Below are 16,459 nucleotides of genomic sequence, written 5' to 3'. Positions count from 1 at the left end.
CTAACCTTTTTGATAAGAATCTAAGTGACGTAATACGGTTTCTTTCGCTTGTTGAGGTTGTAAACTATCCAGCCATTGTATTGGTGTTTTCCAACCGCGCAGCCAAGTGAGCTGGCGTTTTGCAAGTTGGCGCGTTGCACAAATACCACGGAAAATCATTTCTTCGTGATCGTAATCGCCTTGTAAATATTCCCACATTTGACGATAGCCTACACAGCGAATTGACGGTAGATTAATATTTAAATCGCCACGCGTATAAAGTTTTTCTACTTCTTCTTGAAAGCCCAGTTCAATCATTTTATGAAAGCGTTGTTCGATGCGGTCATGCAAAATATGACGATCTTGCGGAGCAATTGCAAATTGCACAAAATCATAAGGCAAGGCTTCGCCTTTTTCTTCTGTCAGCTCTGTGAGTGATTTTCCTGTGATGTAAAAAACCTCTAAAGCACGATTGATTCGTTGAGAATCACTCGGATTAATTCGAGCGGCAGAAATGGGATCGATTTTGGCGAGTTCTGCGTGTAATGTTGCCCAACCTTGTTGAGCCGCTTTTTGTTCAAGCTCGGCGCGAATATTTTCATCAGCAGAAGGCAAGGGAGAAAGCCCTTCGATTAAGGCTTTGTAATACAACATCGTGCCGCCCACTAGTAACGGAATTTTGCCTTGTGCGGTAATATCCGCCATTTCACGTAGCGCATCATCGCGGAAATTCATTGCGGAATAGCTTTCTGATGGATCTAAAATATCAATCAAACGGTGAGGCGCAAGAGCAAGTTCTTCTTTTGATGGTTTCGCTGTGCCAATATCCATTCCTTTATAAATGAGCGCTGAATCTACACTAATCACTTCGACTGGAAGTGAGCTTCGTAGTTGAATGGCTAAATCTGTTTTACCTGAGGCTGTAGGACCCATTAAAAAAATTGCGGTTGGTTTCATGAAGAATCTAAATTTCGTCTAATAAAGGCTGCCAATTAACAGGTTTGAGTAATTGGGTGAATACCGTGCGATTCGTTTGCGTGAGTAAACGTTCCGTCTCGCTCAATAAATTGAGTGCGTCCGCTAAAGCGTCAAAGGTTTTACATTCTAATTGTGCGCAAAGTGCGGTTAAAAATGGTGATGAATTTTCATCTCTAGTCAGCATTGCCATCACGCATTTTTGTAGATTTTGTGCGCGTAATGCACTTGGCACTTTATTTAAGGTTAAGCGTAATTGTGCTTGATTTTCGATAAATTCAAAGCCAATTTTTTTGAAGTTATCTGAATATTGTTGCCATGTTTGAAATTGTGATTCAGTTAATCGGAACACAATTGGAATCAATAAAGGCTGTTGTTCGATGTGTAGTTGTTGTAAAGCCAATTGCCATTGCAAGCGTTGTAATTTTTCCAATGAAAGCAAAAAGAAATCTTGGTTCTGTTGTAATAATAGCGCGCGATTTTCAATAAGTGAAAGGGCACGCAGATGTGATGAGCACTCAATTATTTCAGTTGAGATGATTTTAGCTGTATCTGAAATATTTTGTTGTGAAATATCTTTTTGCTCTGTAGGTGGTAATGTACGTAACAATTCACCATATAAACGTTGCTCGGTTTTACTCGGTGCATCAGAACGGTAATCTCGATAACCAGTACTTACATGATTTGGCAATACTGGTGTGTTAGAAAAGTGCGGTTGATTTTGCTGTGGTTTTTCGTGATATTGTGGCGCAAAGATATTTTGCCCCGCAGCTGCACGATTAGGACGAATGTTGTAATTCGGTTGGGGCTCACGCACCGTATTTTCTTCGTGATTTTCTACCGCACTTTGGTCTGTGTGCCAATTAAGCTGTTCTTGATTGTTTAGCGCATGGCTGATGCCTTCGTAAATAAAATCATGAATGAGGCGTTGTTGGTGAAAGCGCACTTCATGCTTGGTCGGATGAACATTGACATCCACATCATGCGGGTTTAAGTCGATAAACAACACAAACGCAGGATAAGCATCGGTTGGTAAATATTGTGCATAGGCTTGTCGAATAGCATGGCTGATTACCTTATCTCGAACCATTCGGCCATTAATATAGCAATAACTTAAATCATTTTGAGTTCGGCTAAAATTTGGTGTGGCTACCCAGCCCGATAAGTGTAAATCATCGTGTTTCCAATCAATTCGTAAGGCATTTTTGACAAAATCATCTCCACAAATAGCTGCAACACGTTTTAGTTGCTGATTGAGCTCTTCAGCTGGACGATATTGACGGATGATTTTCCCATTATGCGTTAGCGTAAATGCCGTGTTAAATTTTGTTAAAGCAATACGGCGAATGACTTCATCAATATGAGCAAATTCTGTTTTATCTGTGCGCAAAAATTTTCGGCGGGCTGGCGTGTTGAAAAAAAGATTGGCAACTTCAACTGTTGTGCCGACAGGATGTGATGCGGGTTTGATTGTGGTTTCCATATCACGACCTTGCGCATAAACTTGCCAAGCTTCAGTTTGTGCTTCGGTGCGAGAGGTGAGCGTTAAGCGCGATACCGAGCTGATACTTGCCAACGCCTCGCCTCTAAAACCTAAACTTAAAATGGCTTCTAGATCGTCAAGATCAGCTATTTTACTCGTAGCATGTCGCGCCAAAGCAAGACTTAATTCTTCTTTTGGAATGCCACAGCCGTTGTCACGAATGCGGATTAAATTTGCCCCACCATTTTCGATATCGATTTGGATTTTATTTGCACCTGCATCAAGGCTATTTTCCACTAATTCTTTCACAACAGACGCAGGGCGTTCTACTACTTCACCAGCAGCAATTTGGTTAGCAAGTTGTGGGGAAAGAATTTTAATTGGCATTTATTTTTCTCTTAATTTAATTTTTTGTCCGCTTAGGGCTTTACCATCTTTTAATTTTGGATTCAGCTTTAAAATTTGGTTGACTGAAATATTGTATTCTCGCGATACAGCATAGATTGTCTGATCTTTTTGAATGACATGGTAAAGCGGAATTTCTTTTTTTTCATCATCCGATTTTTTAGTGGATGAGGTTTCCTCTTTTTTCATTTTATTTGAGGATTTATTTTTATCCGTTTTATTTTCTGATTTTTCTATTTTTGGATTGTTGGTTTTTTCAGTCGTTTTCTCTGCCTTTTTCACCGCACTTTCTTTATTTTTTGATGAATTTGTTTTGTCATCTTGTGCTTTCTGAGTTTTTCCATTATCTGGAATTTTGATGGTTTCTCCAATCCAAAGCGCTTTGCGTTTTAATTTATTTAACGCCACAATGTCTGCCACTTTGACATCGTATTTATTAGCTAGGCTTCCTAAACTTTCCCCATTTTTGACTGTGTGGCGAAGACCGCTATCTTTTACTGCGTTCTCATTGGCATTTTTATCGGAAGTGCGGTCATTTTTTTCAGTATTTTTTGTATCACTTTGTTTGCTATTCTGAACAATATCATCACTTATGAAAGATTTGGCTTTTCCGCCACGGAAAACCACTAATCCCTCATAAATCATATAGGCGATACGACGGCGATAAGCTGGGGAGTTAAGTTTTTGTTCTTCATCAGAATTTGATAGAAAACCTGTCTCTACTAATACGGAAGGAATATCGGGCGAACGTAAAACGCCAAGGCTTGCGTGTTGAGGAACGCTGCGGCTTAAAGTCGTCACTTTTGAAAAATGACTTAAAATATGTTTGCCAAGTTCATAACCTGTACGTTGGCTATGACCAAATTGTAAATCAAGCACAGTTTGGTCAAGATATTTATCGTTATTGTGTGAAAGCACTTTTCCTGCGCCACCGAGTAGTTCAGAGCGTTTTTCATCGTCTTCTAACCATTGACCCATTTCATCATTGGCTCGACGGTTTGACAACACCCAGACTGATGCACCGCGACGTTCAGGTGATTCAGATGAATCCGCATGAATGGAAATGAGATAATTCGCTTTAAATTTACGTGCGATTTCTGAACGTTCAGGCACGGAGATATAGTAATCGCCGCTGCGCGTTAATACGCCGCGAAAATTTGGATCTTTATCGAGTAAGGCTTTTAACTCTTTTGCAATCGAAAGAGTGACATTTTTTTCATAAATGCCCAAATTTCGGCTGATTGCACCGGGATCTTTTCCCCCATGACCTGGGTCAATCGCAATCGTAATTGGGGCTGCAAAAAGAGAGAAGCTAAACGTTGAGAAAAAAAGAAAAAATAAAATTTTTGTTTTCATAAATAAATTAATTAGAGAATGCTTTTATAATATTTTTACCTAAGTTTGTTTGTGCGACTAATTCAATATTTCGTGCATCATCGTAATAATCAATATTTACTAAAATATCTGCTTCCGGCAATATGCCTTGGCCTTTTTCAGACCATTCAATTAAGCAGATGCTACCCGTATTAAAATAATCTCTAATGCCCATGAATTCGAGTTCTTCAGGATCTGCTAAACGATATAAATCAAAATGATAAATCATTTTGCCAGCAATATTGTATTCTTCAACCAGCGTATAAGTTGGGCTTTTTACATTACCCAGATGACCGATACCTTGCAGCATTCCGCGTGTCAGCGTTGTTTTTCCTGCCCCAAGATCACCGTTAAGATAAACCATAATTGCTTTTTCTGTATGCAATTTTAAAAGAATTTCGGCGAATTTTTTGCCGAAGCGGAGCATAGAAAATTCATCAGGGATATATTGAGCCAAGCTTTCCATAACGGGTCATTAATGAAGAAAAATGTGGGCAGATTCTACCGCACTTTTAAGGTTCATAAAAGTGCGGTGAAATTTCTAGGGAGTTAATTTTACCATTTCATGGTCATCGAATTGCTTGACCAAATCTACTAGTGGTTGAGTGTTAGGTAAGACCAAATTCGATGCAATTTCAAACAACGGCACAATGACAAACTCACGGTTATGCATATCATAATGGGGAATCGTTAAGCGTTCGTTTTGAATGATTTCGTTGCCGTAAAGCAAAATATCCAAATCTAATGTACGCTCACCCCAGCGACGTAAACGTACTCGACCTTGCTTATTTTCAATGCGTTGCAATTCATCTAATAGCGCAAGTGGGTTGAGCTCGGTTTCAATTTTTGCAACAGCATTCACATAATCGGGTTGATCTTGTGGGCCGAGCGGTTTGCTTTTATAAAAAGAGCTCGTCGTTACCAAATGCGAGTTTGGTAACTGACTTATCGCTTTAAGCGCAGCATGTAATTGTTCCACTGGTGTGTTTAAATTGCTACCAAGGGCAATATATACAGTAATCATCTTTTCCCTTATTCTGCGGAGCGCGTTGTTTTACGACGGCGTGGACGGTAGTATTTTTTCTTTGGTTTGGGATGTAAGCGTTGTTGCTCGTGTACCAACTGTTCGCGCTGTTCACCATTGCTGAATTGATATTCGTGCCACCATTTCGCTAATTCAATCGTTTCGCCACCTTCAATTTCCGCACGCATAGCCAGTAAATCAAAGCCTGCACGGAATTTTGGGTGTTCCATGGTACGCATTGGTGCTGAGCCAGTACGTTTTAATAATTGCAGCTGTAAGAACCAAATATCACGAATGACCGCAGTATGACGACGTGGTGCAGCCAAAGCACGACAGAATAAATCTAAAACTTCATTACCTGCTAAAGCATAAGCATCATGATTATTTAAACCACCTTCATTTTTTAAAATTTCCACTTTTTCGCGTAATGGATACCAGAAAAATGCTGCAAATAAGAATGCAGGATTAATACGAAGTTTATCCGTAACACGTTCATCCGTAGAAGTAAGCGCGGTGACGATCATGCGTTCTGCAAAACTATCTTCTTTCTCTGTAAAATATGCGCTTAATGCAGGGAAAAGTTGTTCAAATAAACCATATTGGCGTAATAAACGATAGGTTTTTACCCCTTGTCCCGCCTGCAATAATTTTAAACTTTCATCAAATAAGCGAGCTGGCGGAATATTTTTTAATAAAGGTGCAAGTTCACGAATTGGTTGTTCGCTTGGTTTTTCAAGGAACATATCAAGTTTTGCCATAAAACGAATTGAGCGTAGCATGCGCACAGGATCTTCTTGATAACGTGTAACAGGATCGCCAATTAAGCGTAGCTTACCCGCTTTGAGATCCTTAATGCCTTCGAAATAATCTCGTAACGTATTATCTTGTGGATTGTAATACAGTGCATTGACCGTAAAATCACGGCGCACTGCATCTTGTTCGATCGTACCGTAAACATTATCGCGCAGTAACATGCCTTCATTGCTCTGTTTCGCTTGATTTTCATTGCGAGCATCACTGTGATTAGCACGGAAAGTGGCGACTTCAATAATATCTCGACCAAACATAATATGTGCTAATCGGAAACGGCGACCCACTAAACGACATTGGCGTTGAAAAATATTTTGGATTTGCTCAGGACGTGCGTTTGTTGCAACATCAAAATCTTTTGGTTTTTTACCGAGCAATAAATCGCGGATACATCCACCGACGATATAAGCCTCGAAACCTTGACGTTGCAGTTTTTCCACTACAGTGAGTGCATTACGGCTAAAATCACGCGGTGAAATACCAAATTGAGCCGCTTTAATCACATTTTTATCGTAGCGGTGTGGTTGTTCTGATTTTTTTGCCCGCGCTTTTGGCATTTGACTATTAGAACGCTCAACTCGTTTAGAATGAGCACTTGTTTTAGCAACCTCTTTTGATTTTTTTGTCTTCTTGCCAAACAAATTTTTGATATAAGTAAGAATAATTTACTCCGTTTTTTAGTTGGAAATAAATGACTTGGCTCTTTTTCTGTAAAGAAAAAGGCAAGGGGATTTTTTCGCATTTTAAAATGCAAAAAAAGTGCGGCTAATTTTAACCGCACTTTTGTATTTTTCAATAGAATGAATTAACCAGCGACTTGTTTTTCGCGGATTTCAGCTAACGTTTTGCAATCAATGCAAAGATCTGCTGTTGGGCGTGCTTCTAAACGGCGGATACCGATTTCCTCGCCACAAGAATCGCAGTAACCGAAATCATCGGTATCAAGTTTTTTCAAGGTTGCTTCGATTTTTTTCATTAGTTTGCGTTCGCGATCACGATTACGCAATTCTAGACTAAATTCCTCTTCTTGAGTTGCTCGGTCTGCAGGATCGGGGAAATTGGTTACTTCATCCTGCATATGTGCAACGGTGCGAGAAGCTTCTTCCACGATTTGCTCGTGCCAAGCATTAAGAATTTTTCTGAAATGAAGAATTTGCTCTTCATTCATATATTCTTCATCTTTTTTCATTTGATAAGGCTTAACGCCTGCTAAATCTAGCAAGCTCAATGATGCTCTTGACATCTCTCACTCCTAATACATACAGAATTTAAGCGTGGACTTCACGACTTCCTGTCTTGTTATTTTAGTTTGTTCCTGATTGCTATTTTAGGAACCCAATTTTTGAGGGCGGTATAAATATCAGAAGTTGTTTGTTTTAGCAAGTAAATTTTCCTGAAAAATTTATTTTTACGATATGGATCGCAAAATTTGAGGCAACCGTTTGCATATTTAAATAAAACTAGCCTAGGCTTAGAGAGACTGGAATTAATCTTTTATAAAAATGAAATTAAACTTAATAACTTTAGCTGTCTTGTTAATTGTTGCGGATTTAACGTTGTTATTTCTACCGCAACTGTTGCTATTGCCTTGGCAAGTTGCTCTCGTTATTGCGCTTGTTCTAATTTTTCTTTTTATTTTTTGGCGTAAACATTTCTTAGTTAGCCTTGCTTTTTTTGTTGCCTATCTTGGCTATTTTCATTATTCGGCTTTGAGTTTATTACAACAAGCTCAAAATATTACCGCTCAAAAGCAAGTGGTGACGTTTGAGATCCAAGAAATTTTGCATCAACAGGATTATCAAACACTTATCGCCACAGCAACATTGGCGAATAATTTGCAAGAACAACGAATTTTTTTAAATTGGAAAGCGAAAGAGGTGCCTCAATTATCGGAAATTTGGCAAGCTGAAATTTCCTTACGTCCCCTTTCTGCGCGATTAAATTTTGGCGGATTTGATCGGCAACAATGGTATTTTTCAAAAGGAATTACTGCTGTTGGAACGGTAAAAAGTGCGGTGAAAATTGCTGATGTTTTATCATTGCGTGCAGAAAAATTGCAACAAGTGAGAAAGCAAACGGAAGGGTTATCACTACAAGGTTTATTGATCGCGTTAGCTTTTGGCGAACGGGCTTGGTTAGATAAAACCACTTGGTCAATTTACCAACAAACCAATACCGCGCATCTTATTGCCATTTCTGGCTTACATATTGGGTTGGCTATGGCAATTGGATTTTACTTGGCGCGTGCTGTGCAAGTATTTTTATCCACCCGTTTTATTCATCCTTATTTTCCTTTAGTTTTTGGTGTTTTATTTGCTTTAATTTATGCGTATTTGGCTGGTTTTAGTGTGCCCACTTTTCGTGCCATTTCAGCACTTGTTTTCGTTTTCTTCATTCAAATAATAAGGCGACATTATTCGCCCATTCAGCTTTTTACGGTGGTTGTCGCTTTTTTGATTTTCTGCGATCCATTAATGCCGCTTTCGGTCAGTTTTTGGCTTTCTTGTGGGGCGGTTGGGTGTTTGATCCTCTGGTATCGTTATGTGCCTTTTTCACTTTTTCAATGGAAAAATCGCCCTTTTCCTCCAAAAGTGCGGTGGATTTTTAGTTTATTTCATTTGCAATTTGGGTTATTGCTCTTTTTTACACCTTTGCAACTTTTTCTATTTAATGGCTTATCGCTGAGTGGATTTTTAGCCAATCTTATCGCCGTTCCACTTTATAGCTTTTTGCTTGTTCCTTTGATTTTATTTGCTGTTTTTACCAACGGTGCGTTTTTTTCTTGGCAATTTGCAAACAAGCTGGCTGAAGTGATTACTGGGTTAATTTCTGTTTTTCAAGGAAATTGGCTCACGGTTTCATTTAATTTAGCATTGGTTTTAACCGCACTTTGTAGCGGAATCTTTATGTTAATTATTTGGCGTATTTATCGAGAACCTGAGGTTTCATCATCAAACTGGCAAATAAAACGAGCAAAATTTTTTACATTGAATCTCAGTAAACCCTTGCTAAAAAATGAACGAATCAACGTTTTACGATGTTCTTTTGGCATTATGTCGCTTTGTTTTATGATTTTGTTATTTAAACAATTGAGCAAGCCAACTTGGCAGGTAGATACTTTAGATGTGGGGCAGGGCTTGGCAACGCTGATTGTGAAAAATGGTAAAGGGATTCTTTATGATACAGGTCCAGCATGGCAAGGAGGAAATATGGCTGAATTAGAAATTTTGCCTTATTTACAAAGAGAAGGGATTGTTTTGGAAAAATTGATTTTAAGCCATGACGATAACGATCACGCAGGTGGTGCTTCAACAATTTTAAAGGCGTATCCCAATGTGGAATTTATTACCCCTTCACGAAAAAACTATGGGGAAAATTACCGCACTTTTTGTACTGCTGGGCGTGATTGGGATTGGCAAGGGCTACATTTTCAAATACTTTCTCCTCACACCATTGTGACACGAGCTGATAATCCCCATTCTTGTGTGATTTTAGTCGATGATGGAAAGCATAGCGTTTTGCTGACTGGCGATGCTGAAGCAAAAAATGAACAAATTTTTGCCCGCACTTTAGGAAAAATTGATGTGTTACAAGTGGGGCATCACGGAAGTAAAACATCGACAAGTGAATATTTACTTTCCCAGGTTAGACCAGATGTGGCGATTATTTCTAGCGGACGTTGGAATCCGTGGAAATTTCCCCATTATTCGGTTATGGAAAGGCTTCAACGCTATAAAAGTGCGGTAGAAAATACCGCTGTTTCAGGGCAAGTGAGGGTAAATTTTTTTCAAGATCGATTAGAAATCCAACAAGCACGCACAGAATTTTCCCCTTGGTATGCGCGTGTAATTGGATTATCGAAGGAATAAAAGGTACAATGCGCGCAATTTTTACCATTAGATAGCGATTATGCAAGAGCAAAAATTACAAGAAAATGATTTTTCAACCTTACAAACTTTTAAGCGTTTATGGCCAACAATTAAACCTTTTAAAGCGGGGCTTGTTGTTTCAGGCATTGCATTAGTTTTGAACGCGTTGGCTGATTCAGGTTTGATTTATTTGTTAAAGCCGTTGTTGGACGATGGTTTTGGCAAGGCAAACCATTCATTTTTGAAAATTATGGCTTTTGTCGTTGTTGGGATGATTATTTTACGCGGCATTACCAACTTTATTTCTAATTATTGTTTGGCTTGGGTATCAGGCAAAGTTGTCATGACAATGCGTCGCCGCTTGTTTAAACATTTGATGTTTATGCCAGTGAGTTTCTTTGACAGAAATTCAACAGGTAAATTACTTTCTCGTATTACTTATGATTCTGAGATGATTGCAAGTTCTTCTTCAGGATCTTTGATTACCATTGTGCGAGAGGGGGCATATATTATTTCGCTATTGGCCGTAATGTTTTACACAAGCTGGGAATTAACCCTTGTTTTATTTGTGATCGGGCCAATTATTGCGGTGTTGATCACCATCGTCTCAAAAATTTTCCGTAAATTGAGTAAGAATTTGCAAGATTCAATGGGGGAATTAACCTCTGCAACGGAACAAATGCTAAAAGGGCATAAAGTGGTGCTTTCTTTTGGTGGGCAATTAGTGGAAGAAGAACGTTTCGATATCGTGAGTAACGATATGCGTCGTAAAGGCATGAAAATGGTCACCGCAGATTCCATATCCGACCCTGTTGTGCAGATTATTGCATCTCTTGCTTTAGCTGCTGTATTGTTTTTAGCCACCACGCCATTAATTGCGGAAGATAACCTAAGTGCGGGTTCTTTTACGGTAGTTTTTTCATCTATGTTGGCGATGATGCGTCCATTAAAATCTTTAACCAACGTAAACTCTCAATTCCAGCGTGGAATGGCAGCCTGTCAAACGCTATTTTCCATTTTAGATTTGGAACCAGAAAAAGATAATGGCACTTACCAAGCTGAACCCGCGAAAGGTGCGTTGGAATTTAAGAATGTGAGTTTTGCATATCAAGGAAAAGAGGAACTTGCATTAAATAATATTTCTTTTAGCGTGCCTGCAGGAAAAACTGTTGCTTTGGTTGGACGCTCTGGATCGGGTAAATCGACCATTGCTAATTTAGTGACGCGCTTTTACGATATTGAGAAAGGCGAAATTTTACTGGATGGTGTAAATATTCAAGATTATCGTTTATCCAATTTACGTGAAAACTGTGCGGTGGTTTCTCAACAAGTACATTTATTTAACGATACCATTGCGAATAATATTGCTTATGCAGCACAAGATAAGTATTCTCGCGAAGAAATTATTGCTGCAGCAAAAGTGGCTTATGCTTTAGAGTTTATCGAAAAATTACCACAAGGTTTTGATACGGTAATTGGCGAAAATGGCGCGAGCCTATCAGGTGGGCAACGCCAGCGTTTAGCGATTGCTCGCGCTTTATTGCGTAATTCGCCAGTATTAATTTTAGATGAAGCCACATCTGCGCTAGATACGGAATCTGAACGAGCAATTCAATCTGCATTAGAGGAATTAAAGAAAGATCGTACTGTTATCGTAATCGCCCATCGTTTATCAACTATTGAAAATGCGGATGAAATTCTTGTGATTGATCACGGAGAAATTCGTGAGCGCGGCAACCATAAAGCATTGCTTGAACAAAATGGAGCTTATAAACAGCTACACAGTATGCAGTTTACTGGCTAATTTATTGATTATCGAAAACTCGAGTTGAAAAACTCGCGTTATTTTATCCGCACTTATTAGAAAGGATTTTCTATGCCCTTCTGGTATTCCAACTCCAAACTTATTTGGCTCTTATCGCCTTTTTCTTTATTGTTTTGGTTGATTAGCCAACTTCGTCGCGCCTTATTCTCTTTAGGGCTGAAGTCTTCTTATCGCGCACCAAAACCAGTGATAATTGTGGGGAATTTGTCTGTGGGTGGAAATGGCAAAACGCCCGTGGTTGTTTGGCTTGTGGAAGAATTAAAAAAACGAGGTTTGCGTGTAGGTGTGATTTCTCGTGGTTACGGAAGTAAATCTAAAACGTATCCGTTATGCATCACTGAAAATACGAATCCAATTGAAGGTGGCGATGAGCCTGTATTGATTGCTAAACGTACCAATGTTCCTGTCGTGATTTCCCCGAATCGCCAGCAAGCGATTGAATTACTCTTAAGCCAAGCAGAGTGCGATATTATTATTTCTGATGATGGTTTACAGCATTATCAATTACAGCGTGATTTAGAAATTGTCGTAATGGATGCTGAGCGTGCGTTGGGAAATGGTTTTGTATTGCCAGCAGGTCCATTGCGTGAATTACCTAGCCGATTAAAATCCGTAGATTTTGTGATTACTAATGGCGGAAAAAATCAGTATTCAGATGCGATTATGTATCTTGTACCCCATTTCGCGATTAATTTAAAAACCAATGAAAAACGCCAATTAAATGAATTTCAATCAGGCGTTGCCATCGCAGGGATTGGCAATCCACAGCGTTTTTTTACTATGTTAGAAAAGATAGGAATTCAATTAGAGCGAACTCAAGCATTTCAAGATCATCAACATTTTGAAGCGTCTCAATTAGAAAAACTTGCTGAAAATCAACCGCTCTTTATGACGGAAAAAGATGCCGTAAAATGCCAATCTTTTGCCAAAGATAATTGGTGGTATGTCCCTGTGGATGCAGAAATTATTGAGGCTGAAAAACAAAGTGAAAATTTACCGCACTTTTGGAGCAAAATAGACAAACTTGTGGAGCAATACAGAAATGTCTGAAAGGATTAATCTCCAGTTGTTTTGATTGCTTGCCGATAAAGCTGAAATATTAAAGAATAAGGAATAAATTATGTCATTTACCGTGATTATCCCCGCTCGTTTTGCATCAAGTCGTTTGCCTGGAAAACCTCTTGCTGATATTGTAGGTAAGCCAATGATTCAACATGTATTTGAGAAAGCACTACAGTCTGGGGCGAGCCGAGTGATTATTGCCACCGATAATGAAAATGTTGCTGATGTTGCCAAAAGTTTTGGCGCGGAAGTGTGCATGACTTCGGTTCATCATAATTCTGGTACAGAGCGTTTAGCAGAAGTTGTTGAAAAATTAGCGATTCTCGACAATGAAATCATTGTCAATATTCAAGGCGATGAGCCTTTGATTCCTCCCGTTATCGTGCGACAAGTGGCAGATAATTTAGCAAAATTTAATGTAAATATGGCAAGCCTTGCGGTCAAAATTCATGATGCCGAGGAATTATTCAATCCAAATGCAGTAAAAGTATTAACAGATAAAGAGGGATATGTGCTGTATTTTTCCCGTTCGGTTATTCCTTATGATCGTGATCAGTTTATGAATTTACAAGATCTGCAGAAAGTACAGCTTGCGGACGCTTACTTACGTCATATTGGCATTTACGCATATCGTGCGGGTTTCATAAAACAATATGTGCAATGGACACCGACTCAACTTGAAAATCTAGAAAAACTTGAGCAGCTTCGCGTGTTATATAACGGAGAACGTATTCACGTAGAACTTGCGAAAGAAGTGCCAGCTGTGGGGGTGGATACCACCGAAGATTTGGAAAAAGTGCGGTTGATTTTGGCGAAGGATTAAATACTTGGCTCCCCCTGCTTGCGGGGGAGCTGTCGAAGGCTAAGGGGGGATAAATTTAACATCGCAAGCCCCTTTTGCTCTTTAGGTTTCTTCCCCAGAAAGTAGGGAAGGCAAGATGTCTTTTGTTATTGGTAAAATATTCTATGTACAATTACAAAAAATTCCTCGCTGATGTCTCTCACGAACCTGGTGTTTATCGTATGTATGACGATAAAGATCAGGTTATTTATGTTGGGAAAGCAAAGGATTTAAAAAAACGTCTTTCAAGCTATTTTCGTAAAAATCTGAGCAGTAAAAAAACAGAAGCGTTGGTGGCGTCAATTCATCATATTGACACCACGCTAACTTCATCTGAAACGGAAGCTTTACTGCTAGAGCATAATTTCATCAAGCTTTATCAGCCTCGCTATAACGTATTATTGCGTGATGATAAATCCTATCCATTTATTTTATTAACCAAAGAACGCCACCCAAGAATTACTTCTTATCGTGGTTCTAAAAAATTTGCAGGTGAATATTTCGGGCCTTATCCTCACGCGGGAGCCGTGCGTGAAACGTTATCGCTTTTGCAAAAACTTTTCCCTGTTCGCCAATGTGAAAATTCCGTTTATTCCAACCGCTCTCGTCCTTGTTTGCAATATCAAATTGGGCGTTGTTCCGCACCTTGTGTACAGGGATATGTTTCTGATGAAGAATATAATCAGCAAGTTGAATTAGCGCGCTTATTTTTACAAGGCAAAGATCAACAGGTGTTAGATTATTTAATCGGTAAAATGGAGCAGGCAAGCAGAAATTTAGATTTTGAACAGGCGGCTCGTTATCGCGATCAAATTCAGGCGGTGCGTTCAGTTATAGAAAAACAATTTGTATCCAATGAGCGTTTAGATGATATGGATATTATGTCCATCGCTTATCAACACGGTTTAGCCTGCGTACAAGTGATGTTTATTCGTCAAGGAAAAGTGCTAGGCAACCGCAGTTATTTCCCAAAAGTACCGGCTAATACGGATTTATCGGAACTTACCGAAACTTTTGTGGGGCAATTTTATTTACAAGGTCATCAAGGACGAAGTATCCCGAATAGCATTATTGTCGATCGTCAATTAGCTGAAAAATCAGAGCTTGAACAACTTCTTACGGAGCAAGCGGGCAGAAAAGTGATGATTCAAGAAAGCGTAAAAGGTGATAAGAGTAAATACTTACAGCTCGCACAAGTTAATGCTAAAGCGGCTTTAAATGTACAACTTAAACAATCTTCACGAATGTCAGAACGTTATCAAGCGTTATGTGAGTTGTTAAATCTTCCTGAAATTAAGCGTATGGAATGTTTCGATATAAGCCATACGATGGGAAATCAAACAGTAGCATCTTGTGTTGTCTTTAATCAAGAAGGCCCACTGAAATCTGATTATCGTCGTTTTAATATTGAAGGCATTACTGGTGGGGATGATTATGCAGCAATGGAACAAGCGTTGCAGAAACGTTATGAGCGTGATTTAGAAGAAGATAAAATTCCCGATATTATTTTTATTGATGGTGGAAAAGGGCAATTAAATCGTGCGATGAAAGTATTCCAACATATTCAAGTAAAATGGGATAAAAATAGACCGCACTTAATTGGCGTAGCAAAAGGTGTGGATCGTCGAGCAGGGCAGGAAGTGCTGATCATCAGCAAACAAGACCGCGAAATTCATTTGCCTGATGATAGTTTGGCATTGCATTTGATTCAACACATCCGTGATGAAAGCCATAATCACGCAATAAGCGGACACCGTAAAAAACGTCAAAAAGCCTTTACACAAAGTGGTTTAGAAACCATTGAAGGAGTGGGTGCTAAACGTCGTCAGGCTTTACTTAAATATCTTGGTGGTTTACAAGGTGTGAAAAAGGCGACATTAGATGAAATTGCTTCAGTGCCAGGGATTTCCCCTAAACTTGCTGAAAGGATTTTTGAAACCCTTAAAAACGACTAATCAATCATTTCTCAAATATAAATAACGATTGCTTTTCATTATAAAGCCATTATGATCCGCACTTTCGGATTTATTTAACTCTATTATAGGAAAAATTATGTTTGAATGGATTACTGATCCTGAAGCGTGGATATCACTTGCGACACTTGCTGCTTTGGAGATCGTTTTAGGGGTCGATAATATTATTTTTATTAGTATCCTAGTTGGGCGTTTACCTGAAAGTCAACGCCAGTCTGGTCGTATTGTTGGACTTGGTTTGGCAATGCTGACAAGAATTTTACTTTTAATGTCACTAGCGTGGATGATGAAACTTACTGCACCGTTATTTACTGTGTTTAATCAAGAAATTTCTGGGCGTGATTTGATTTTATTAATCGGTGGTTTATTCCTGATTATAAAAAGTTCTGGCGAAATTAAAGAAGCAATCAATCATCAAGACCATCATGAATCGGAAAGAAAAAATAAAGTGAGTTATCTTGGCGTATTAATTCAAATTGCAGTGCTAGATATTGTATTTTCTTTAGATTCCGTGATTACAGCAGTAGGTATGGCAAGCCATCTTCCTGTGATGATTTTGGCGATTATTATTGCCGTTGGCGTGATGATGTTTGCTGCAAAACCAATCGGCGATTTTGTGGATACACACCCAACGTTGAAAATTCTAGCTTTAGCTTTCTTAGTTTTAGTAGGAATTAGCTTAATTGCAGAAAGTTTAGATATTCACATCCCGAAAGGTTATATCTATTTTGCAATGGGATTCTCTGTTGTAGTCGAAATGATAAATATTAGAATGAGAAGATTGATGAAATAAATTAGAAGTGCGGTCGATAAAAATAATGTTTTGTTATGACCGCACT

Annotated in this window: 13 protein-coding genes; 6 read left to right on the top strand and 7 right to left on the bottom strand. The window is 38.9% G+C overall.

Features of this window, described 5'->3' with window-relative positions; genetic code table 11:
- The 7 genes from miaA to dksA all read right to left on the bottom strand — a co-directional run bounded on the left by miaA (position 1) and on the right by dksA (position 7,293).
- The gene (miaA, locus tag DV428_RS08155) at positions 1 to 936 is read right to left on the bottom strand and encodes a tRNA (adenosine(37)-N6)-dimethylallyltransferase MiaA (protein ID WP_114909357.1); all 936 of its coding nucleotides are present in this window, start codon (positions 934 to 936) and stop codon (positions 1 to 3) included.
- A 7-nt stretch (positions 937 to 943) separates the two neighbouring features.
- Positions 944 to 2,824: a DNA mismatch repair endonuclease MutL gene (mutL, locus tag DV428_RS08150; protein WP_114909356.1), complete on the bottom strand. Its 1,881-nt coding sequence runs from the start codon at positions 2,822 to 2,824 to the stop codon at positions 944 to 946.
- The gene (locus DV428_RS08145; protein WP_114909355.1) at positions 2,825 to 4,198 is read right to left on the bottom strand and encodes an N-acetylmuramoyl-L-alanine amidase; all 1,374 of its coding nucleotides are present in this window, start codon (positions 4,196 to 4,198) and stop codon (positions 2,825 to 2,827) included.
- A gap of 7 nt (positions 4,199 to 4,205) precedes the next feature.
- Positions 4,206 to 4,682, bottom strand: a complete 477-nt coding sequence (gene tsaE / locus DV428_RS08140) for a tRNA (adenosine(37)-N6)-threonylcarbamoyltransferase complex ATPase subunit type 1 TsaE (protein WP_114909354.1) — start codon at positions 4,680 to 4,682, stop codon at positions 4,206 to 4,208.
- A gap of 75 nt (positions 4,683 to 4,757) precedes the next feature.
- Entirely contained in the window at positions 4,758 to 5,240 is a 483-nt protein-coding gene (gene folK / locus DV428_RS08135; RefSeq protein ID WP_114909353.1) for a 2-amino-4-hydroxy-6-hydroxymethyldihydropteridine diphosphokinase, read from the bottom strand.
- A gap of 8 nt (positions 5,241 to 5,248) precedes the next feature.
- A complete protein-coding gene (gene pcnB / locus DV428_RS08130) occupies positions 5,249 to 6,607 on the bottom strand; it encodes a polynucleotide adenylyltransferase PcnB (RefSeq protein ID WP_114909598.1) in 1,359 nt (452 codons plus the stop codon).
- A gap of 248 nt (positions 6,608 to 6,855) precedes the next feature.
- Positions 6,856 to 7,293, bottom strand: a complete 438-nt coding sequence (gene dksA, locus DV428_RS08125) for an RNA polymerase-binding protein DksA (protein WP_009766772.1) — start codon at positions 7,291 to 7,293, stop codon at positions 6,856 to 6,858.
- A gap of 259 nt (positions 7,294 to 7,552) precedes the next feature.
- Between dksA and DV428_RS08120 the strand changes: the two genes are divergently transcribed.
- The 6 genes from DV428_RS08120 to DV428_RS08095 all read left to right on the top strand — a co-directional run bounded on the left by DV428_RS08120 (position 7,553) and on the right by DV428_RS08095 (position 16,413).
- On the top strand, positions 7,553 to 9,919 hold the full coding sequence (locus DV428_RS08120) for a DNA internalization-related competence protein ComEC/Rec2 (RefSeq protein WP_114909352.1): 2,367 nt from the start codon (positions 7,553 to 7,555) through the stop codon (positions 9,917 to 9,919).
- 40 nt (positions 9,920 to 9,959) lie between these two features.
- On the top strand, positions 9,960 to 11,723 hold the full coding sequence (gene msbA / locus DV428_RS08115) for a lipid A ABC transporter ATP-binding protein/permease MsbA (protein ID WP_114909351.1): 1,764 nt from the start codon (positions 9,960 to 9,962) through the stop codon (positions 11,721 to 11,723).
- Positions 11,724 to 11,795: 72 nt separating this feature from the next.
- On the top strand, positions 11,796 to 12,794 hold the full coding sequence (gene lpxK / locus DV428_RS08110) for a tetraacyldisaccharide 4'-kinase (RefSeq protein WP_114909350.1): 999 nt from the start codon (positions 11,796 to 11,798) through the stop codon (positions 12,792 to 12,794).
- Positions 12,795 to 12,864: 70 nt separating this feature from the next.
- The gene (gene kdsB, locus DV428_RS08105; protein WP_114909349.1) at positions 12,865 to 13,629 is read left to right on the top strand and encodes a 3-deoxy-manno-octulosonate cytidylyltransferase; all 765 of its coding nucleotides are present in this window, start codon (positions 12,865 to 12,867) and stop codon (positions 13,627 to 13,629) included.
- Between the two features lie 143 nt (positions 13,630 to 13,772).
- The gene (gene uvrC / locus DV428_RS08100; protein WP_114909348.1) at positions 13,773 to 15,602 is read left to right on the top strand and encodes an excinuclease ABC subunit UvrC; all 1,830 of its coding nucleotides are present in this window, start codon (positions 13,773 to 13,775) and stop codon (positions 15,600 to 15,602) included.
- 97 nt (positions 15,603 to 15,699) lie between these two features.
- Entirely contained in the window at positions 15,700 to 16,413 is a 714-nt protein-coding gene (locus DV428_RS08095) for a TerC family protein (RefSeq protein WP_114909347.1), read from the top strand.
- Positions 16,414 to 16,459: the final 46 nt, after the last annotated feature.

The sequence above is a fragment of the Haemophilus haemolyticus genome, from assembly GCF_003352385.1.
Lineage (GTDB): Bacteria > Pseudomonadota > Gammaproteobacteria > Enterobacterales > Pasteurellaceae > Haemophilus > Haemophilus haemolyticus_I.
Note: the sequence above shows the minus strand (reverse complement) of the source record. Positions and strands in the feature narration are given on the sequence as shown.